The following is a 19178-nucleotide window of genomic DNA, read 5'->3' as shown; positions in this document are numbered from 1 at the left end:
GTGGGCGCGCACTGCACCCTGCCCACGTGGAGGTCTTCCTGTTGTCCCAGCCGCACGCCCCGATGACGCCGGATGGCGGGCTCGACCGGTCCTCCACCCTCGCGGCACCCGGGCGCAGCCACCGGCTCGCCCTGCCGGACACCGAGATCGGCCGCCTCATGGCCACCACCGACTGGGCGGCCACCGGCCTCGGTCCCGTGGACGACTGGCCGGCCGAGTCGTCGCGGTCGTGGACACCGCGCTCGCACAGCGCTTCCCCATGCTCGTGTGCTGGGGTCCCGAGCTGCTCATGGTCTACAACGACGCCTACCGGGTGCTGCTCGGTGAGGCGAAGCACCCCGCCGCGCTCGGCCTGCCGGTGCGGGACGTGTGGCCGGAGGTGTGGGACCAGATCGCGCCGCGGCTGGCCGAGGTGGCGCGCACCCGCGTCCCCTCCTGGGACGAGGACCAGCTGCTCGTCGTCGACCGGAACGGCTTCCTCGAGGAGGCCTACTTCACGTGGTCCTACAGCGTCGTCACCGGACCGGACGGCGAGGTGGCCGGCGTCCTCGACATCGCCACCGAGACCACCGGCAAGGTGCTGGCCGAGCGCCGCGCCTCGGTCGTGTCACGGCTGGGGGCGGCCCTTGCCGGTGCGGCCACCGCCGAGGACGTCGAGCGTCTCGCGCTCGAGATCATGCGTGAGAACGTCGAGGACCACGCGTCGGTCGGGCTCATCGAGGGCCCGGTAGACGGCACGAGCGCGCCGGACCCGGGCGTCCACGTCGTGCCGGTCGTCGAGCCCGGCCGGAGGCGGGCCAGCGCCTCGCTCGTCGTCACCGCCAACCTCCGGCGGCCTTGGGACGAGCAGCTGCAGGCCTACGTCGAGCTGTGCGCGTCGCACGTCGCCGCCGCGCTCGCGGGCGTGCGCCGTCTCGACGCCGGGCGGCACCGCGTGGAGGCGCTCGCCGAGCTCGACACCGCCAAGACCGCCTTCTTCGCCAACATCAGCCACGAGCTGCGCACGCCGCTGACGCTCATAGCCGGGCCGGTCGAGGACGCGCTCGGCGAGCCCGGTCTGCCGGCGGCGGTGCGCTCACACCTCGAGCTCGTCGAGCGCAACACCGACCGGCTGAAGGTCCTCGTCGACCAGCTGCTCGACCTGACCCGCATGGACGCCGGGCGGGTCGAGCCGCACCGCGTCGAGACCGACGTCGCCGAGCTCGTCCGGGGGCTGGCCGCGAGCTTCCGTCCGGCCGTGCACCGCGTGGGCCTGACCTTCACGACCGACATCCCCGACCTCGGCCGGTCTGCGTGGGTCGACCGGGACATGGTCGAGCGCATCGTGCTCAACCTGCTGTCCAACGCGTTGAAGTACACGCCCGCCGGCGGCGTGCAGGTCACCCTGCACGAGCTTCCCGAGGGCTTCGAGGTGCTGGTCACCGACTCCGGCATCGGCATCCCGACCGACGACCTCGCCACCGTCTTCGAGCGGTTCCGGCAGCTGCCCCGCACCGACGGCATCCGGTCGCGCGAGGGCGCCGGCATCGGCCTGTTCCTCGTGCGCCAGCTCGCTGAGCTGCACGGCGGCGACGCCTGGGTCGACTCGGTCGAGGGCATGGGCAGCACCTTCGGCGTCTACCTCCCCTGGGGTCGGCCGCCCGCGGGCTCCCCGCCGGCGAGCCCCTCGATCACGCCGCGCACCGTCGAGTCCTTCCTGGCCGAGGCGCACGGCTGGGACGCCGGCGCCGACGCCGTGGCGTCGGCCCCGGACGGCGTCGACACCGCGGACGACGCCGACCCCGACCCCGGCCCCGGCGCCCGCCGGCCGGCGCGCCCCGACGCCGGAACCGCGTCCGGGTCGGGACCCGCCCGGCAGCCGGGTGGGCGCCCGCTCCTGCTGCTCGCCGAGGACAACGCCGACATGCGCGCCTACCTGAGCGAGGCACTCGCGGACGACTACGAGGTCGTGGCGGCCAGGGACGGCGTCGAGGCGCTGGCGACGGCCAGGTCCCGCCGGCCGGACCTCGTCCTCGCCGACGTCATGATGCCGCGCCTCGACGGCCTCGAGCTGCTCCGGGCGGTGCGCGAGGACGACACCCTGGCCGACGTTCCCGTCGTCATGCTCACCGCTCGGGCCGGTGACGAGGCCAGCGTCACCGGCCTCGGTCGCGGCGCCGACGACTACGTCGCCAAGCCGTTCGAGATGCGGCACCTGCGGGCGCGCCTGTCGGCCAACCTCGCCCGGGCCCACGAACGCGCACGTGACGCCGCCTGGCGGCGCGCGGTCGTCGCCTCGCTGCACGAGCCGCTGTCGGTGTTCGAGCCCGACGGTCGGGTCGTGTCGCTCAACGAGGCGTTCACCCGCTCCTACGGCTGGAGCCTCGAGGACGGCCCGATCGCGCCGCCCTACCCGTGGAGCGTCGAGGGGCCGGGCACCACGACCGAGCGCATCGCGCGCATCCTGGCCTCCAGCGAGCCGGTCGAGGAGACCTTCCCCCTCGCCCGCCGCGACGGCAGCCGGGCCTGGGTCTCGACCACGTCCTCGGTCATCCCCGCCAGCGGGATGCACCCGACGCTCGTCGTCAACGTCGTGCGCGACACGACGCTGCAGCACGAGGGCGAGCAGCGCCGCGCGCGTGCGGCCGCGCTGGCCGCCGAGCTGCGCTCGGCCCAGGAGCTCGAGCAGGTGGTCTCGGCCGCGATCGCCGGCTTCAGCGTCCTGTTCGACGGCATCGCGACCGTCCAGGTGGCAGGCGGCTCGGAGGCGGAGCGGCTGTACTTCAAGCCGCAGGGCCCGACGCCGGTCGCCGACCTGCACCCGTTGACCCGCTCGGTCCTCACCACCGGCCGGCTGCCCGGTGGGTACGACGCCCGGGCCGGCGTCGCCCCGGGCATCCTCTTCGAGCCCGACGGCCCGGAGTCGCCGGTCCGCGTGTGGGTCCGGCTGCGCGCACCCCGCATCGTCTCTGCCGACGAGGAGATCGCCGGCGACCTCGTCGCCCAGCTCTTCGCCCACGCCGTCGACCGGGTCGCGGCCCGGCAGGACCGCGAGACCAAGGAGGCGCAGCTGCGCCAGGCCATCGAGAGCCATCGCGTCATCGGCCACGCCGTCGGCGTCCTCATCGAGCGCCACCGGATCACGGCGGTGCAGGGATTCGAGACGCTGCGGCAGCACTCGCTCAACCGCAACATCAAGCTGCGCGAGCTGGCCCAGCGCGTCGTCGAGACGGGGCTGGACCCCGGCGAGGCCTGACCACCGACCGTAGACTCGGCCCGTGGAGCCCGACCGCGCTCCCCGCCGACGACGGCTGCTGGTCCGGCGCCGGCCCGCACGGCCGCCCCGACCCGACAGGGGCATCCTCTCGGCCTGTCACACACGCACGAAGTTGAGCGGAATACACTCAACTGCGGGACCGTTGTCCCGGGTGGACGGCGACCAGTCGTATCCCGGTCGTCCATCCTCACCCCCCGCTCGTCCCGCTCGTCCCGCTTCGTCACAGGAGAACGCATGGACCTTCAGCTGACCAACAAGGCTCAGGAGGCCTTCGCCCAGGCCGCGACCACCGCGACCGGCAAGCACCACCCGAACATCGAGCCGGCGCACCTGCTGCTCGCGTTGGCAGCACAGTCCGGCACCACGACCCCCGCGCTGCTCACGGCCGGGGGCTCGTCCGTCGCCGCGGCCACCACGGCCGCCGAGAAGGCCATGGCCGCGATGCCGCAGGTGAGCGGAGGTACCCAGCAGCCGCAGCTGTCGCCCACCGCGGGCCGCGTCGTCAAGCAGGCGCAGCAGTACATGACGGCGATGGGCGACACCTACGTCTCCACCGACCACCTCCTGCTCGCCGTCGCGCGCACCGGCCAGTTCGGCCTCGACGCCGACGCCATCGAGAAGGCCATCCCCGAGCTGCGCGGCGGCCGAGCGGTCACCACCGAGAACCCCGAGGGCACCTTCGAGGCCCTGGCGAAGTACGGCACCGACCTGACGGCCCTGGCCCGCGACGGCAGGCTCGACCCCGTCATCGGCCGCGACGCCGAGATCCGCCGCGTCGTGCAGGTGCTCTCGCGCCGCACGAAGAACAACCCCGTCCTCATCGGCGAGCCGGGCGTCGGCAAGACCGCCGTCGTCGAGGGCCTGGCCCAGCGCATCGTCGAGGGGGACGTGCCCGAGAGCCTGCGCGACAAGACCCTCTACAGCCTCGACCTCGGCGCGATGCTCGCCGGCGCGAAGTACCGCGGCGAGTTCGAGGAGCGCCTCAAGGCCGTCCTCGAGGAGATCAAGGGCAGCGACGGGCAGATCGTCACCTTCATCGACGAGATCCACACCGTCGTCGGCGCGGGTGCCGGCGGCGAGGGCGCCATGGACGCCGGCAACATGCTCAAGCCGATGCTCGCCCGCGGCGAGCTGCGTCTCGTCGGCGCGACGACCCTCGACGAGTACCGCCAGCACATCGAGAAGGACGCCGCGCTCGAGCGGCGCTTCCAGCAGGTCTTCGTCGGCGAGCCCTCGGTCGAGGACACCATCGCGATCCTCCGCGGCCTCAAGGAGCGCTACGAGGCGCACCACAAGGTGACCATCGCCGACTCCGCGCTCGTCGCCGCGGCGTCGCTGTCCGACCGCTACATCAGCGGCCGGCAGCTGCCCGACAAGGCCATCGACCTCATCGACGAGGCCGCCTCGCGGCTGCGCATGGAGATCGACAGCAGCCCCGTCGAGATCGACGAGCTGCGGCGCGCCGTCGACCGGCTCAAGATGGAGGAGTTCGCCCTCGAGCAGGAGACCGACCCGGCCTCGCGCGACCGCCTCGAGCGGCTGCGCCAGGACCTCGCCGACCGCACCGAGGAGCTGGCCGCCCTCAACGCGAGATGGGAGGCCGAGAAGTCCGGGCTCAACGCGGTGGGCGACCTCAAGGCCCGCATCGACGACCTGCGCACCCAGGCCGACCGGCTCCAGCGCGAGGGTGACCTCGGCGGCGCCTCGAAGATCCTCTACGGCGACATCCCGACGCTGGAGAAGGAGCTCGCCGCAGCCCAGGAGCGCGAGGCCACGGCGACGACGTCCGACGAGGCCCCGATGGTCAAGGAGGAGGTCGGCGCCGACGACATCGCCGACGTCATCTCGGCCTGGACCGGCATCCCCGCCGGGCGCCTGCTCGAGGGCGAGTCGGAGAAGCTGCTGCACATGGAGCAGCACATCGGTGCCCGCCTCATCGGGCAGGCCGAGGCCGTGCGTGCGGTGTCCGACGCGGTCCGCCGCACGCGCGCGGGCGTCTCCGACCCCGACCGCCCGACCGGCTCCTTCCTCTTCCTCGGCCCCACCGGCGTCGGCAAGACCGAGCTGGCCAAGAGCCTGGCCGACTTCCTCTTCGACGACGAGCGCGCCATGGTGCGCATCGACATGTCGGAGTACTCCGAGCGGCACGCGGTGGCCCGGCTCATCGGCGCGCCCCCCGGCTACGTCGGCTACGAGGAGGGCGGTCAGCTCACCGAGGCCGTGCGGCGGCGTCCGTACTCGGTCGTGCTCCTCGACGAGGTCGAGAAGGCCCACCCGGAGACGTTCGACGTCCTGCTGCAGGTGCTCGACGACGGCCGCCTCACCGACGGCCAGGGCCGCACGGTCGACTTCCGCAACGTCATCCTCGTGCTGACGAGCAACCTCGGCTCGCAGTACCTCGTCGACCCGATCCTGTCGCCCGAGGAGAAGCGCAACGAGGTCATGGCGGTCGTGCGCACGGCGTTCAAGCCCGAGTTCCTCAACCGGCTCGACGAGGTCGTCGTCTTCGACGCCCTCTCGCAGGACGACCTGGCCCACATCGTCGACCTGCAGGTGCGCGCCTTCGCGGCACGGCTCTCGGACCGCCGGATCTCGCTCGAGGTCACCGACGCCGCCCGGCGCTGGCTGGCCGAGCGCGGGTACGACCCCGCCTACGGTGCGCGGCCGCTGCGTCGGCTCGTCCAGCGCGAGATCGGCGACCGGCTCGCCCGGAGCCTGCTGGCCGGCGACGTCCGCGACGGCCAGACGGTCACCGTCGACGTGGACCCGGCCGGGGACGAGCTCGTCCTCGGCGAGCTCACGGCCCACGTCAGCTCGTGATGTCCTTGCCGGAGAACCGGGCCCACGCCAGCAGCCAGAACACGACGGCGTAGCCGAGGTCGACCCAGAGGCCACGGGCGATGTTGTCCCAGAACGGCGGGTCGCGCAGCAGGTCACCGAACGCGCCCCACTGGTCGACGAGCAGCCACGGGTGCAGCCACGAGATCTGCGGCACCGAGTCGGCGATCCAGGACAGGATCGTGAAGATCATGAGCGCGACGGTGGCGGCCAGCGGCTGCTCGGTCAGGGTCGAGATGAAGAGCCCGACGGCGCCGAGGGCGGCCAGCCCTGCCGCGACGTAGAGCCCGACGAGGACGACGCGCCACACCGCGGCCCAGAACGGCAGCTGGGTGCCCGACAGGGTCGTCATCGGCCCGGTGCCGAACAGGGCGATCCCGACGAGCGCGCCCGCGACCGTGACGACGGCCACGCCCCACAGGGCGCCGATGACGAGCGAGGCGTACTTGACGGCCAGCAGGCGGGTGCGGCCCACCGGGACGGTGAGCAGGTAGCGCAGCGTGCCGAGGTTGGCCTCGCCGGCCACGGAGTCGCCCGAGAGCATGGCGATGGCGAGCGGCAGGAACAGCCCCATCTCGACGCCGAGCGCGGCGAGCGGGACGAAGAGCCCGTTCGAGGTGATCGAGGACAGGAAGTCCGGCCCTCGACCGGCACGCGGTGTGGAGATCCGCACCGCGACGGCCATGAGGACCGGCACGGCCGCGAGGACGAGCAGGCCCATCTGGTTGCGACGGCGGCCGCCGATGAGCCCGAGCTCGGACCACAGCAGCCGCGGGGACAACCCCGTCGCCGGCCGGGGTCGCCGCGAGGCGGCCGGCGCGGCCGGTGCCGGGCTCGGGGCGGCAGGCCCCGGCGACGGGACGGACTCAGCCACTGACATCGAAACCCTCCCCGGTCAGCGCGACGAACAAATCCTCGAGGCTGGGGCTCGTCACGGTGAACTCGCGGACCCCGACGCCACCCTGCACGAGGGCGGCGACGATCTTCTCCGGCGCCACGCCGTCGGGGACGCCGCGCACCCCGCCGGCGACCGGCTCGACGGAGCGGACGCCCAGCTCGGCCAGGATCCGCGCGGCCTCGTCCGCCTGGTCGGTCAGGACGCGGGCGACCGGGGCCGCGCCACCCCGGACCTGCGACGTCGAGCCCTGGGCGACGAGCCGGCCCTCGCTCATGACCCCGAGGTGCGTGCACATCTGCTCGACCTCGGAGAGCAGGTGGCTCGACACGAACACCGTCGTGCCGTCCGAGGCGAGCGACGCGACGAGGTGGCGCACCTCCCGTGTTCCCTGTGGGTCGAGGCCGTTGGTCGGCTCGTCGAGGACGAGCAGCTCGCGCGGGACGAGGAGGGCCGCGGCGATGGCGAGGCGCTGGCGCATCCCGAGCGAGTACGCGCGGTACCGCTTGCCGGCCGCGGCGAGCAGGCCGACCCGGTCGAGGGCGGCATCGACGCGGGAGCCGGCACTGCGGGGGTCGGCCGTGAGGTCGGCGGCGTCGAGGCGGCGCAGGTTGGCCCGGCCCGACAGGTAGGGGTGGAAGGCCGGACCCTCGACGAGGGCGCCGACCCGGGGAGGACCTCCTGAGCAGCCCGCGGAATCGGCTGTCCCAGAAGGGTGCTCGTCCCCGACGTCGGGCGGACGAGACCGAGCAGCATCCGGATGGTCGTCGTCTTGCCCGACCCGTTGGGCCCGAGGAACCCGTAGACGGAGCCGCGGGGCACGGCGAGGTCGATGCCGTCGACCGCCGCCGCGCCCCGGAACCGTTTGGTCAGGCCGCGGCTGGCGATCGCGAGGTCACCGGCCACGAGCGAGCCGTCCCGGGCGTCGGTCACTTCGAGGCCAGGGCGGCATAGAGGGTGTCCGGCGCCACCGCCCCGAGGGCCACCCGGCCGTCGTCGGTCACGACGGCCGAGAAGAGGGTGCCCTCGAGGACGTGACCCGAGCCCCAGGTGCCCGATACGGCCGGCAGCGCCTTGAGCAGGGTCTGCAGCTGCGCCGCGGTGCCGGCCCCTGAGCCGGCCCCTGAGCCGGTGCCCGAGCCGGTGCCCGAGCCGGTCCCTGAGCCGGTGCCCGGCTCGGACGGCAGCCTCGTGACGACGACGGTGCTCCACCCCGAGCCGACGACGCGCATGGCGCCGGCTGCCTTGGCAGCAGCGGCGGCTCGCTCCTTCGACAGCGCCGGGTTCGTCCCCGCGATGCCCTTCGGGGCGACCGCGTCGGACTGCGTGACGGTCGTGCCGGCAGGCGGGGTGAACGAGAACTGCCGGGCCTCCGGCCTCGAGAAGTCGACGGCGGTGAAGCCGACCTCGAAGGCGGGGTTGGACAGCTTCGTCGAGTACACCTGCACCCGGAGCGGCACGTGCTTCTCCGCGTCGATGGCGATGCGCACCGACGCGATGCGGGTCGCCCGGTCCTTCGGGGTGAGGACGAGCTCGTAGGCGGAGCGACCGGCGACCGACGCGGTGCCGGACGTCGTCACCGTCGTGTCCCTGCCCATGACCGCGAGCGCCGTCGACGCGGCCTCGTCCGGGGTTCTCGGGACACCAGCCGGCAGGCTCGCCGTCGGGTGCGGCAGGGCCGGGCGCTGGTCACCGGCGCCGAGGGTGTGGTGGACAGCCGTCTTGTCGGTGCTCGACCACAGCCAGAGGTCGCGCCCGTTGCGGATGACGTCCGACTCGCCGCTCGTACCGACGAGGGCGAGGCGCTGACGCGTCGGGCCGTCGACCCAGATGCGCCACGTGTGCGTGCCCGACAGGACCGAGGCGAGCGAGCTGCCGGCCGCCCCGCCGGCTCCGCCACCCACCGGACCGCCTCCTGTGAGGCCCGGCAGCTGGGGCAGACCGAGGTCGGACGTCTGCACGACGGTTCCCGACAGGCTCGAGACGTCGGCGGACCGCACGTCGGCGAGCAGCTGCTGCGGCGTGCGCGGCGGCAGGCCCGCGTCGGCGGAGGCCGTCTGGTTGATCGTCAGCGCCGCGACGCCGATGACGCCGACGGCGGCGGCGGGCAGGCCCCAGCGCGCGGCCGGGTGGTCGGTGAAGATGCTCATGGACCCATCGTGCGCCGCCCGGACTGAGAGCCGACTGAGAGCGCGGTGGTGCGGCGTCGGCCCGCTCGACGGCGCACGGCAGGTGGGGCGTGACATGGTGACGGTGTGCGGGTGCTGCTGGTGGAGGACGAGGCGCGGATGGCCGCCGCGCTGGTGCGCGGCCTCGGCGCCGAGGGCTTCGTCGTCGACCACGTCGCCGACGGCCTCGCCGGCCTGGAGGCGGCCCGGTTCGGCGGCTACGACGTCGTCGTCCTCGACATCATGCTGCCCGGGATGTCCGGCTACACCGTCGTGCGGACCCTGCGCGAGGAGGAGAACTGGGTCCCGGTCCTGCTCTTGACCGCCAAGGACGGCGAGTACGACGAGGCCGACGGGCTCGACTACGGCGCCGACGACTACCTGACCAAGCCCTTCTCGTTCGTCGTCCTCGTCGCCCGGCTCCGGGCCCTGCTGCGCCGCGACCCCGCACCGCGTCCGGTCCTCCTGCGCCGCGCCGGCGTGACGCTCGACCCGGCCACCCGACGCGTCGAGGTGGACGGCGCCGACGTGGCCCTGGCGCCGCGCGAGTTCCTCCTCCTCGAGCACCTCATGCGGGCCGACAGCGCCGTCGTGCCCAAGGACGAGCTGCTCGACCGCGTGTGGGGCGGGCTCGATGACCCCAACGTCGTCGAGGTCTACGTCGGGTACCTCCGGCGCAAGCTCGGCCGGTCGCGGATCGAGACGGTCCGCGGCGCCGGGTACCGGATGGCCCGGTGAGCACGACGGGCAGCCCCCGCCTCTCGACCGGGCCCTCGACCGGGCCCTCGACCGGGCCCTCGACCGGGTCCCCGACCCGGTTCGCGCGGGTGGGGCTGCGCGGACGTCTCATGCTCGTCGGGCTCGTCGGGGTGGCCGGCGCGCTCGTCATCGGCGGCGTCCTGCTCTACGTCGTGCTCACGGGGTCGCTGTCCCGCTCGGTCGAGTCGGCCGCCCGCTCGAGCGCCGAGCAGGTGGCGCTGCTCGTCGACGCCGGACGCGTCCCCGACCCCGTGCCGGTGTCGGGAGCGCAGGTGCTCCAGGTGCTCGACGCCCAGGGCCGCGTCGTCAGCGGCTCGGTCACCGCCGACCGGCTGACCCCGCTCGTCACCGACGACGAGCGACGGGAGGCCCTCGCCGGTGCGGCCGTCGTCGTCCCGGGCAGCCGCTCCGGTCTGTCGGGGCAGCTGCAGGTCGCGGCCGTCGCAGCAGGCCCGCAGGACGGCCGGGGCCGCGCCTACACGGTCGTCGCGGCCGCGCCGACGGCCGACATCGAGCAGAGTGCCCGGACCGTCCGCTGGCTGCTCCTCGCGATCTTCCCGCTCCTGCTGGCGGCGCTCGCGGCCATCGCCTGGCGCGTCATCGGCGCGGCGCTCGCGCCCGTCGAGGCGCTGCGCCGCGGCGCCGAACGCGTCGACGACGCGTCCTCGGAACGGGAACGGCTGCCCGTCCCGCCGACCGACGACGAGGTCAGCGCGCTCGCGACGACGCTCAACGCGATGCTCGACCGGATCGCCACCGCCCGACGCAAGCAGCGGGCCTTCGTCGCCGACGCCGCCCACGAGCTGCGCAGCCCGCTCGCGAGCATGCGGACGCAGCTCGAGGTGGCCCAGCGGCTCGGGGAGGGCGGGCGGCTGCCGGCCGACGTCCTGCCCGACGTCGAGCGGCTCGCGACCCTCGTCGACGACCTGCTCCTGCTGGCCCGCGCGGACGACGCCGGGACCTCGGCCACCGCGACCGCGACGACCGTCGACGTGGCCGCGCTGGCGTCCGCGCTCGCAGCGCGGTACGCCTCCGCCCGGGTACCGGTGCGGACGGCGCCCGGCCTCGCGGCTCGGCGTGTCGACGCGCGGGTCGCCGCCGAGGACCTCACCCGGGCCCTGACCAACCTCCTCGACAACGCCGTCCGCCATGCCAGGACCGCCGTCGTCCTCGACGCGTCCGCGGTGGGCCACCGCGTCGAGGTCGTCGTCGCCGACGACGGGCACGGCATCCCCGAGGCCGACCGGGAGCGCGTCTTCGACCGGTTCACCCGGCTCGACGAGGCGCGCGACCGCGACAGCGGAGGCACCGGGCTGGGCCTGGCCATCACCCGGGCCCTCGTGCTCCGCTGGGGCGGCGACGTGCGGCTCGAGGACGCCGGCCCGGGCGTCCGCGCCGTCGTCACCCTGCCGGCGGGCTCGGCCCCCACCCCCGGAGGCTGACGAGCGGCCGTTCTCCCTCAGGCGCGGGTGCCGCGGTCGGCGGGCAGCTCGACCGTGGAGTCACCGGTCCCCGTCGACTCGTCGGGCCGCTCGTCCACCCGCCGGTCGACCGGTCCGGGCGCGACCTCGGCTCCCGTCCCGGTTGCGGCGTCGGTCCCGGTGTCGGTCCCGGCCTCGTCGGACCAGCGTGCGGTGCCCTCGGCCACGCTCCCGTCCGCTCGGCCCATGACGACGTCGGCCCGCGAGGGCACCTGCCTCTCACGCAGCTCCGCCTCCCTACTCTCGAGCTCGGCCTCACGGGTGTCGAGGCCCTCGTGCCGAGCGGCCAGCTCGCTCTCGCGGCGGCGCAGGTCCTCCTCGCGGAGCCCGGCCTCCTCGAAGCGGCGCTCGTGCTCGAGCCGGTCGGCCACCGCCCGGTCCTCCAGCTCGGCGATCCGGGACTCGTTGCGCTCCCCACGACGCGCCCGCGTCCGGCGCCGGGCCGCCGCCGCGAGCAGCGCACAGCCGAGCGCGAAGAGCAGGACGGCGATCGCGCCGTAGAGGACGAGCTCGAGGGCCGTGGCGTTGCGGGAGAAGCCCAGGGCTGTGACGGTGAGCGTCGGGGCGGTGGATCGGGCGGCGACGACCGCGGTGGCGCCGGCACCGACGCCGAGCAGGAGGAGGACGACTCCGAGGAGGGCCATGGTGTGCTCCTTCATCCGGACGTCGGGAAGGTCCCGCCGTCGAGGTCCATCGACCCTAGCCATACCCGCATTCGCCCGCGGCGCCGTGGCGCCGGGCCCCACCACCGGCACCCGTTAGCCTGACGCGCATGCGCGCCACCCGAAGGATCGCCGCCGCCGTGCTGTCCGGTCTCTGCGTCGTCACGGCCGCCTCGTGCTCGAGCGGGAGCCCGGGCCCCGGACCCGCGCAGACGTCGCTGACGCCGGCCCAGCGCCTGGCCGCCGCCAAGAGCCAGGTCGACGCCGCGACGTCGGTGCACCTGGCCCTGACGAGCTCGGGGGTGCCCGACGGCTCGAGCGGCATCGTGTCCGCCGACGGATGGGGCACCCACCCACCGGCGTTCAAGGGCACCTTCAAGGTGGCGCTCAGGGGCATCCAGGCCGACGCCGAGATCACGTCGGTCGGTGGCGAGGTCTACGCCAAGCTGCCGTTCGTGCCCGGCACCAACAAGATCGACCCCAGGACGTTCGGCCTGCCCGACCCCGCCACCCTCTTCTCGCCCGACCACGGCCTGACGACGCTGCTGACGAAGACGCAGACGCCGCGCGTCGGCACGCAGGTACGTCGGGGCGCCGAGGTGCTGACGACGATCACCGGCACGCTGCCCGGCGCGTCGGTCGTCGACCTGTTCCTCATCGGCGACCGCTCCGGCAGCTACGAGGTGTCCTACGGCCTGACCGACGGACAGCAGCTGCGGACCGTCGGCCTCACCGGAGCCTTCTTCGGGTCCGGGACGCGCTCGACGTACACGCTGGCGCTCGACAGGTACGGCCAGCCCGTCACCATCACCAGGCCCTGAGGGTCGACGGTGACCTGCCCATGACGCATCAGCCGACCCGTGAGACGCCGGGCCCGGTCGGCGCACCGCCCCGCCACCGGCTCGGCCTCCTCGCCGTGGCGTCGACGGCGGTCGCGCTGGCGGCGGCCGACACGTACGTCGTCGTGCTGGCGCTGACCGACATGATGGCCGGAGTCGGCATCGGCATCGACGCCCTGCAGCGGGCCACGCCGATCATCTCCGGGTTCCTCCTGGGCTACGTCGCGGTGCTCCCGCTCATCGGCCGACTGTCCGACCTGCTGGACCGGCGCCGTATCCTGCTCGGCTGCCTCGTCGTCTTCGTCGTCGGCTCGGCCGTCACGGCGCTCGCGACCGAGATGCCGGTGCTCGTGACCGGACGGGTCCTGCAAGGGGTCGGCGGCGGCGGCCTCGTGCCGGCCACGCTGGCGCTCGTGGCGGACCTCTGGCCCGCGGACCGACGCGGCACCCCGCTCGGGGTCGTCGGGGCGGTGCAGGAGCTCGGCTCGGTCCTCGGGCCGGTGGTCGGTGCCGTCATCCTCACCTGGCAGGGCTGGCGGGCGATCTTCTGGGCCAACGTCGTCGCGGGGCTGCTGCTGCACCTCGTGCTCCGGCTGGTCGGTCGCGCGAGGAGCGCGAGGAGCGCGAGGAGCGCGGGGAGCGCGGGAGGCTCCCGGGGCAGTGTGCGGGCGCCCTCTCGAACGGGCCGCCGCGTCGCCACCGGCGTCGCGGCGGTCACCGCCGTCCTCGGCCTCGCCACGGTGTGGCTGGCGCTCGCGGCGCCGGAGCCACTCGTCACGGACGTGCGGCTCGGCCTGCCCTTCGTGCCGTTCGCCGGCACGTCGAAGGTGCTGACGCCCGTCGGCGTCACCGGGCTCGGGCTGCTCGTGGTCACCGCTCTGGTGACCGCCCCGCGGTGGTGGCCCGTGCTGCGTCGGGCCGACCTCCTCGGGGCGGGGCTCGTCGCGGTGGCGCTCGGCAGCCTCGTGCTCACCTTCGCCTCGTCCGACCCGGAGAAGGAGGTCGTCGGCCCGCTCGGCTACCGCCTCCTGCCCGTCGGCGCGCTCGCCCTGGTGCTCCTCGCGGTGTGGCACCGCGTGGCCCCCGACCCGCTGGTGCCACGCGGCGTCCTCGGCCCGCGTGGCCTGCGCGCCTACGTCGTCAGTCTCCTCGTCGGGACCGCGCTCGTCGCCGTCGTCGTCGACGTCCCGCTGCTGGCCCGCCTCACCGACGAGTACGACGAGACGGGTGCGGCACTCGTCCTCGTCCGCTTCCTCCTCGCGGTCCCGGTCGGCGCGCTCCTCGGCGGCCGGTCGCTGCGCCGCCTCGGCGACGGCGCCGTCGCGGCGTCCGGCCTCGCGCTCGCAGCCCTGGGGATGGTCCTCATGTCCCGCTGGACCCTGGAGTCGGTCGTCGAGACCCTCCCGACGACCCTTGTGCTCGTGCTCGTCGGGCTCGGCGTCGGCCTGGCCCTCGCGCCCGTCAACGACGCCGCGCTCGCCGACGCACCACCCGACGCGCACGGCGTCGCCGGCTCGCTCGTCGTCGTGGCCCGGATGGTCGGCATGGTCGTGGGGCTTGCCCTGCTCACCTCGATCGGGCTGGCCCGCTACTACGAGGCGGTGCGCCACCTGCCCGACCCGCTCGACACCGACGCCCTGCTCGCGGCCGGTGTCGTCCAGGTACAGACGGTGTTCCTCGGCGGTGCCGTGGCCGCCGGGTGCGCGGCGGTCGTCGCGACGACGCTCGGCACGCCACGCACGCGTCCCCGGTCCGCCACGGCGGCCGACCCGCGGCCGGTCGGGCTCTGACGGCGCGAGGCGCCGAGCCTCCGGGCCTCCAGGTCGGCCGCGGTCTGCCGCAGGCGTCCGGGGGCGTACGGACGGTACCGCGGTCAGGCGGAGGCAGGACGAGCGCGCACCTCGGCCAGCAGGTCGCGCACCTCGTCGGCGAGGACGTCGCTCGCCTCCCACGGCAGCATGTGGCCCGCCCCGGGCAGCTCGGTGAACGTCGCGTGAGGCAGGGTGACGCGCAGCGCGTGGACCCGCGCGACCGGCACGAGCGGGTCGAGGCGACCGGCGACGATGCCGACCCGGATGCGCTCGAGGCCGAGCAGGCCGCCCCGCTGGTCGGCTGTGAGCAGCACACCGTAGAAGGCAGCGAACATCGCCGGCTTCATGGCGGCGACCTGGGCCCGGGCGGACTCGACGGATACCGGGTCGGCGTCCTGACCGAAGAGGCCGCCGACCCGGGCCCGGATCCGGCCGGCGGCACCCGGCGGCATCGGGACCCCGCGGGCGGCGAGCCGCATGACGGCAGCCTCGCCGGGCCGTTCGCCGAGGGCGACGCCCGCGGACGCCGTGGCGACGAGGAGCGCGGCACGCACCCGCGGGCCGAAGAGGTCCGGGCGCTGCCCGGCGAGCGCCATGACGGTCATGCCGCCCATCGAGTGGCCGGCGAGCACGACGGGTGACGGCGGTGGCACGACCGCGCGCAGGACGACATCGAGGTCGCGTGCGGTGTGCTCCACGGACAGGGACGCGAGCTCGGCCCGTCGCAGTCCGATCGTCGAGCGACCGTGCCCGCGCTGGTCCCACAGCACGATGCGCACCGGGGTGTCGCCGAGCGCCTCGACGACCGGCAGCCAGCTCTTGTGGTGGACGGCCCAGCCGTGCGTCAGCACCAGCGTCGGTGCGTCCGGGGGGAGGTCCGGGTCGGCATGGGTGTGGACGGACAGGACGGCGCCGTCGGGGGTGACGATGCCGCGGCGGTCGTGGCGCCTCACGCCTGCGTACCCGTCGCGTCCGACGCGTCGGCCGCGGGACCCGCCACACCGTCGTCGGCCACCTCGAAGACGACGGGGGCGTGGTCGGACGCGCCCTTGCCCTTGCGCTCCTCCCGGTCGATGGCGGCACCGACGACGCGGCGGGCGAGGCCGGGTGAGCACAGCGCGAAGTCGATGCGCATGCCCTGCCGCTTGGGGAACCGCAGCTGCGTGTAGTCCCAGTACGTGAAGGTGCCGGGCTCGGAGGTGTGCGGGCGGACGACGTCGGTGAACCCCGCGTCGACGACACCCTGGAAGGCCGCCCGCTCACCGGGCGACGTGTGGGTCCGGTGGGCGTAGTACTCGACGCTCCACACGTCGGCGTCCGTCGGCGCGATGTTCCAGTCGCCGAGCAGGGCGATCTGCGCGTCCGGGTCGGCGGCCAGCCATCCTCGCCCCGCGCGCGCCAGGGCCGCGAGCCAGTCGAGCTTGTACGTCAGGTGCGGGTCGGCGAGCGAGCGCCCGTTCGGGATGTACAGCGACCAGACGCGGACCCCACCGCACGTCGCCCCGATGGCGCGGGCCTCCGGCGCCACGGGCTCGCCCCAGCCGGGCATGCCGTCGAAACCGACCGTGACGTCCTCGAGGCCGACCCGGGAGACGATCGCGACGCCGTTCCACTGGTTGAGCCCGTGGTGCGCCACCTCGTAGCCACGCGCCGCGAAGCGCTCGAACGGGAACTGGTCCTCACGCGCCTTCGTCTCCTGGATCGCGAGCACGTCGACGCCGGTGCGGTCCAGCCACGCCTCGACCCGGTCGATGCGGGATCGGATCGAGTTGACGTTCCACGTGGCGACTCGCATGGTCGGACACCCTAGAGGGACAAGGAGCCCGCGTGCTGCCTAGGGTGTGCCGCATGACCGAGCCCACCCCCGCCGAGGCAGCCCCCGGCCCGCCCGACGCCTCGCACCGGAGGCGCCCGACTGCCCTCGTCACGGGCGCGAGCGCCGGCATCGGCCGCGAGTTCGCGGTGCAGCTGGCCGGGCGCGGGCACGACCTCGTCCTCGTCGCGCGCGACACCGCCCGGCTCGAGGAGCTCGCGGCGGCGCTGCGCGGCACCGGGACGGACGTCGAGGTGCTCACCGCCGACCTGTCGGACCGGGAGGCGCTCCAGCGTGTGGCCGACCGGCTCTCGGACCCGGCGCGGCCGGTCGACCTCCTCGTCAACAACGCGGGCTACGGGCTGCGTAGGCGGTTCCTGCGCAACGACCTCGCCGACGAGGAGCGGATGTTCGACGTGCTGACCCGGGCCGTCCTCGTCCTGTCGCACGCGGGCGCCCGGGCGATGGTCGAGCGCGGCCACGGTGCGGTGGTCAACGTGTCGTCGGTGGCCGGGTGGCTCGCCTCGGGCACGTACTCCGCGGCCAAGTCGTGGGTGACGGTGTTCACCGAGGGCCTCGCCGGCGACCTCGCCGGCACGGGGGTCACCGCCACGGCACTCTGCCCCGGGTTCACGAGCACCGAGTTCCAGCAGCGGGCCGGGATCTCCAGCCCGGGTCCCCGCTTCCTGTGGCTCGACCCGCACCGGCTCGTCGCCGACTGCCTCGAGGACGTCGCCCACGGACGCGTCGTGTCGGTGCCGGGCCTGCAGTACAAGGCGGTCTCGACGCTGCTGCGCGTCCTGCCGCGCCCGCTCGTGCGCGGCCGGCTGCGCAGCACCCGGCTGCCGAGCCGTCGCGGCGACTGAACCCCGACGCCGGGCCGTCGCGAGGACCCCTACCATCGGGGGCGTGACCGAGACGCCCGACACCGCCACCGCCCGCGCCCGCCTCCTCGAGATCATCAAGGACAAGGCCATCGTCCACGGACGCGTCACGCTGTCCTCGGGCAAGGAGGCCGACTACTACGTCGACCTGCGCCGCATATCGCTCGACGGCGAGGCAGCGCCCCTCGTCGGCATCGTCATGCGCGACCTCGTCAAGGACCTCTCGTTCGACGCGGTCGGTGGCCTGACGCTCGGCGCCGACCCGGTCGCCACCTCGATGCTCCACGCCGCCGCGAGCGCGGGGGAGCGGCTCGACGCCTTCGTCGTGCGCAAGGCGGGTAAGGCCCACGGCCTCCAGCAGCGCATCGAGGGCCCGTCGGTCAAGGGCCGCGACGTGCTCGTCGTCGAGGACACGACGACGACCGGTGCCTCCCCGCTCGAGGCAGTCAAGGCCGTCCGCGAGGACGGCGGCAACCCCGTGGCGGTGGCCACGATCGCCGACCGCGCCACCGGCGCCGGCGAGCGCATCACCGACGAGGCCGGTGTCGAGTACCGCTTCGTCTACACCCTCGGGGACCTCGGACTCGCCTGAGCCGTAGGTCCGGCGAGATGGCGCTGGACTGACGCCTCACGCGTCGGGTGGCGCGGGCGCCCCGACCTGGACGGGGTACCCGCGCCGTAGCGCGTCGAGGCTCGAGGGCGGCGTGAGGACGACGGCGGTACCGCGCGCCGGGCGCGGGACCGGGTCACCGTAGGTGTTGGTCGCCAGCCACGGGACGACCGTGGGTCCGGCGACGCGGGCCGGGCCGGTATCGAGCAGGACGAACGCGCCGTCGGGCAGGTCGGCCCAGGCGGCGGCGTGCATCCGCCGGGTGCGGTGGCGGGAGTCCCAGCGCTCCTCGTGGAGCAGGCGGTCCAGCTCGGGCGCGGCGAGCCGCCCGACCCCCAGCGCCTCGGCCACGAGGTCGCGGAACCGCACGTAGTCGGCGCGCCGGCACTCGGCACACGGTCGGTGCCCGGCCGCGAGCGCCACGGCCTCGTCGAGGAAGAACAGCGGGGTGTAGTGACCCGGGTGCCACTGGTCGACGCGCCGGTCGCGGAAGGCCAGGACGCACGTGATCCAGGCCCGGCCGACGTGGTGCCTGCGCACCTGCCTCGTGCCCGTGCCCTCGTGCAGCCGCCCCCGGTTGCCCATCCACGCCCCGCGGCCCGGGACGGCGACGACGTCACCGAGCGGCGTCACGCGGTTGGCGGCCGGACCGGGCGTCGGCCCGCCCCCGACCTCGCTCACCCCAGCACCTCGAGGTGGATGTCGGCCGGGTCGCCCTCGTCGAGCCCCTCGGCCCGGCGGACCGCCTGCTTCATCGGCAGCACGTACCCGCCGCGGGACGCGATCGGGAACACCGACGTGGCCCACGTGGACCGGCCGACCGTGACGCGCACCCGCACCGACCCGAACCCGCGCGGGGGACGCGGGCGCTCGCGGACCAGCTCGGACTCGTCGGGCGGGACGGTGACGAAGAACCAGCCCGACTGCGCGTCCCACCGCCACAGCTCGGCGGTGAAGTCGAAGGCGAGCGGCACGTCCTCCATGGGACAACGGTACGAAGCCGCACCGACAGCGCCGGAGGGAACGCGGCCGGGTCGGACGGCGTCGGAGCGCCGGTCCCGTGGGCAGGGGCGTCGCCGCGCAGCCCCCCGGCGGGCGGGACCCGCCGGTCTAGGATCGGTGCCACCACTCGGACCCTGCTGCACCCCTGCTGAACCCTGAC

General features: G+C 74.6%; 15 protein-coding genes and 1 pseudogene. 8 read left to right on the top strand and 8 right to left on the bottom strand.

The window, feature by feature from the left end:
- Positions 1 to 229 precede the first annotated feature (229 nt).
- Together AC1VM9_RS05915 and clpB are read left to right on the top strand one after the other, a co-directional pair.
- A complete protein-coding gene (locus AC1VM9_RS05915; protein WP_483121729.1) occupies positions 230 to 3235 on the top strand; it encodes an ATP-binding protein in 3006 nt (1001 codons plus the stop codon).
- Positions 3236 to 3490: 255 nt separating this feature from the next.
- The gene (clpB, locus tag AC1VM9_RS05910; RefSeq protein WP_483121727.1) at positions 3491 to 6076 is read left to right on the top strand and encodes an ATP-dependent chaperone ClpB; all 2586 of its coding nucleotides are present in this window, start codon (positions 3491 to 3493) and stop codon (positions 6074 to 6076) included.
- Here the strand turns inward: clpB and AC1VM9_RS05905 are convergent.
- The 3 genes and pseudogenes from AC1VM9_RS05905 to AC1VM9_RS05895 all read right to left on the bottom strand — a co-directional run bounded on the left by AC1VM9_RS05905 (position 6066) and on the right by AC1VM9_RS05895 (position 9139).
- Positions 6066 to 6974, bottom strand: a complete 909-nt coding sequence (locus tag AC1VM9_RS05905) for an ABC transporter permease (protein ID WP_483121725.1) — start codon at positions 6972 to 6974, stop codon at positions 6066 to 6068. The genes clpB and AC1VM9_RS05905 overlap by 11 nt on opposite strands.
- A pseudogene (locus AC1VM9_RS05900) lies at positions 6961 to 7922 on the bottom strand (ABC transporter ATP-binding protein). The gene AC1VM9_RS05905 and the pseudogene AC1VM9_RS05900 overlap by 14 nt, the downstream one beginning before the upstream one ends.
- Positions 7919 to 9139, bottom strand: a complete 1221-nt coding sequence (locus AC1VM9_RS05895) for a LolA family protein (RefSeq protein WP_483121723.1) — start codon at positions 9137 to 9139, stop codon at positions 7919 to 7921. Before AC1VM9_RS05895 ends, AC1VM9_RS05900 begins: the two are co-directional and overlap by 4 nt.
- A gap of 105 nt (positions 9140 to 9244) precedes the next feature.
- Between AC1VM9_RS05895 and AC1VM9_RS05890 the strand changes: the two genes are divergently transcribed.
- Together AC1VM9_RS05890 and AC1VM9_RS05885 are read left to right on the top strand one after the other, a co-directional pair.
- A complete protein-coding gene (locus AC1VM9_RS05890) occupies positions 9245 to 9895 on the top strand; it encodes a response regulator transcription factor (protein ID WP_481339639.1) in 651 nt (216 codons plus the stop codon).
- Positions 9892 to 11358 carry a sensor histidine kinase gene (locus tag AC1VM9_RS05885; protein ID WP_483121721.1) on the top strand — a complete coding sequence of 489 codons (1467 nt, stop codon included), beginning with the start codon at positions 9892 to 9894 and terminating at the stop codon, positions 11356 to 11358. Before AC1VM9_RS05890 ends, AC1VM9_RS05885 begins: the two co-directional genes overlap by 4 nt.
- 17 nt (positions 11359 to 11375) lie before the next feature.
- Here AC1VM9_RS05885 and AC1VM9_RS05880 read toward each other — a convergent pair whose 3' ends face one another.
- Positions 11376 to 12041: a hypothetical protein gene (locus AC1VM9_RS05880; protein ID WP_483121719.1), complete on the bottom strand. Its 666-nt coding sequence runs from the start codon at positions 12039 to 12041 to the stop codon at positions 11376 to 11378.
- A 128-nt stretch (positions 12042 to 12169) separates the two neighbouring features.
- Here AC1VM9_RS05880 and AC1VM9_RS05875 point away from each other — a divergent pair, with 128 nt between their 5' ends.
- Complete coding sequence (locus AC1VM9_RS05875) at positions 12170 to 12880, top strand: LppX_LprAFG lipoprotein (RefSeq protein ID WP_483121717.1); 711 nt, start codon at positions 12170 to 12172, stop codon at positions 12878 to 12880.
- A 20-nt stretch (positions 12881 to 12900) separates the two neighbouring features.
- A complete protein-coding gene (locus AC1VM9_RS05870) occupies positions 12901 to 14688 on the top strand; it encodes an MFS transporter (RefSeq protein ID WP_483121715.1) in 1788 nt (595 codons plus the stop codon).
- An 83-nt stretch (positions 14689 to 14771) separates the two neighbouring features.
- Here the strand turns inward: AC1VM9_RS05870 and AC1VM9_RS05865 are convergent, their stop codons facing one another.
- Positions 14772 to 15662 (bottom strand): alpha/beta fold hydrolase, encoded by an 891-nt coding sequence (locus AC1VM9_RS05865; protein ID WP_483121713.1) that lies wholly within the window; start codon positions 15660 to 15662, stop codon positions 14772 to 14774.
- Complete coding sequence (locus AC1VM9_RS05860) at positions 15659 to 16504, bottom strand: exodeoxyribonuclease III (protein ID WP_483121711.1); 846 nt, start codon at positions 16502 to 16504, stop codon at positions 15659 to 15661. Before AC1VM9_RS05860 ends, AC1VM9_RS05865 begins: the two co-directional genes overlap by 4 nt.
- 53 nt (positions 16505 to 16557) lie before the next feature.
- Between AC1VM9_RS05860 and AC1VM9_RS05855 the strand changes: the two genes are divergently transcribed.
- Together AC1VM9_RS05855 and pyrE are read left to right on the top strand one after the other, a co-directional pair.
- Positions 16558 to 17388 carry an SDR family NAD(P)-dependent oxidoreductase gene (locus AC1VM9_RS05855; RefSeq protein ID WP_483121710.1) on the top strand — a complete coding sequence of 277 codons (831 nt, stop codon included), beginning with the start codon at positions 16558 to 16560 and terminating at the stop codon, positions 17386 to 17388.
- A 43-nt stretch (positions 17389 to 17431) separates the two neighbouring features.
- On the top strand, positions 17432 to 17998 hold the full coding sequence (pyrE, locus tag AC1VM9_RS05850) for an orotate phosphoribosyltransferase (RefSeq protein WP_483121708.1): 567 nt from the start codon (positions 17432 to 17434) through the stop codon (positions 17996 to 17998).
- Positions 17999 to 18034: 36 nt separating this feature from the next.
- Here the strand turns inward: pyrE and AC1VM9_RS05845 are convergent, their stop codons facing one another.
- Both AC1VM9_RS05845 and AC1VM9_RS05840 read right to left on the bottom strand, forming a co-directional pair.
- Positions 18035 to 18697, bottom strand: a complete 663-nt coding sequence (locus AC1VM9_RS05845) for a hypothetical protein (protein ID WP_483121706.1) — start codon at positions 18695 to 18697, stop codon at positions 18035 to 18037.
- The gene (locus tag AC1VM9_RS05840; RefSeq protein WP_481339661.1) at positions 18694 to 18999 is read right to left on the bottom strand and encodes a DUF1905 domain-containing protein; all 306 of its coding nucleotides are present in this window, start codon (positions 18997 to 18999) and stop codon (positions 18694 to 18696) included. Before AC1VM9_RS05840 ends, AC1VM9_RS05845 begins: the two co-directional genes overlap by 4 nt.
- Positions 19000 to 19178: the final 179 nt, after the last annotated feature.

The organism is Monashia sp. HAY1-11D (genome assembly GCF_056868035.1).
The sequence above is the reverse complement of the archived record's forward strand: the minus strand, read 5'-3'. Positions and strand labels throughout refer to the sequence as shown.

Excerpts from the sequence above, each read along its gene's own strand:
- AC1VM9_RS05840 (WP_481339661.1), bottom strand. The coding sequence starts at position 18,999 with ATGGAGGACGTGCCGCTCGCCTTCGACTTCACCGCCGAGCTGTGGCGG.
- AC1VM9_RS05895 (WP_483121723.1), bottom strand. The coding sequence starts at position 9,139 with ATGAGCATCTTCACCGACCACCCGGCCGCGCGCTGGGGCCTGCCCGCC.
- clpB (WP_483121727.1), top strand. The coding sequence starts at position 3,491 with ATGGACCTTCAGCTGACCAACAAGGCTCAGGAGGCCTTCGCCCAGGCC.
- AC1VM9_RS05875 (WP_483121717.1), top strand. The coding sequence starts at position 12,170 with ATGCGCGCCACCCGAAGGATCGCCGCCGCCGTGCTGTCCGGTCTCTGC.
- AC1VM9_RS05880 (WP_483121719.1), bottom strand. The coding sequence starts at position 12,041 with ATGGCCCTCCTCGGAGTCGTCCTCCTCCTGCTCGGCGTCGGTGCCGGC.
- AC1VM9_RS05860 (WP_483121711.1), bottom strand. The coding sequence starts at position 16,504 with ATGCGAGTCGCCACGTGGAACGTCAACTCGATCCGATCCCGCATCGAC.
- AC1VM9_RS05905 (WP_483121725.1), bottom strand. The coding sequence starts at position 6,974 with ATGTCAGTGGCTGAGTCCGTCCCGTCGCCGGGGCCTGCCGCCCCGAGC.
- AC1VM9_RS05855 (WP_483121710.1), top strand. The coding sequence starts at position 16,558 with ATGACCGAGCCCACCCCCGCCGAGGCAGCCCCCGGCCCGCCCGACGCC.
- AC1VM9_RS05870 (WP_483121715.1), top strand. The coding sequence starts at position 12,901 with ATGACGCATCAGCCGACCCGTGAGACGCCGGGCCCGGTCGGCGCACCG.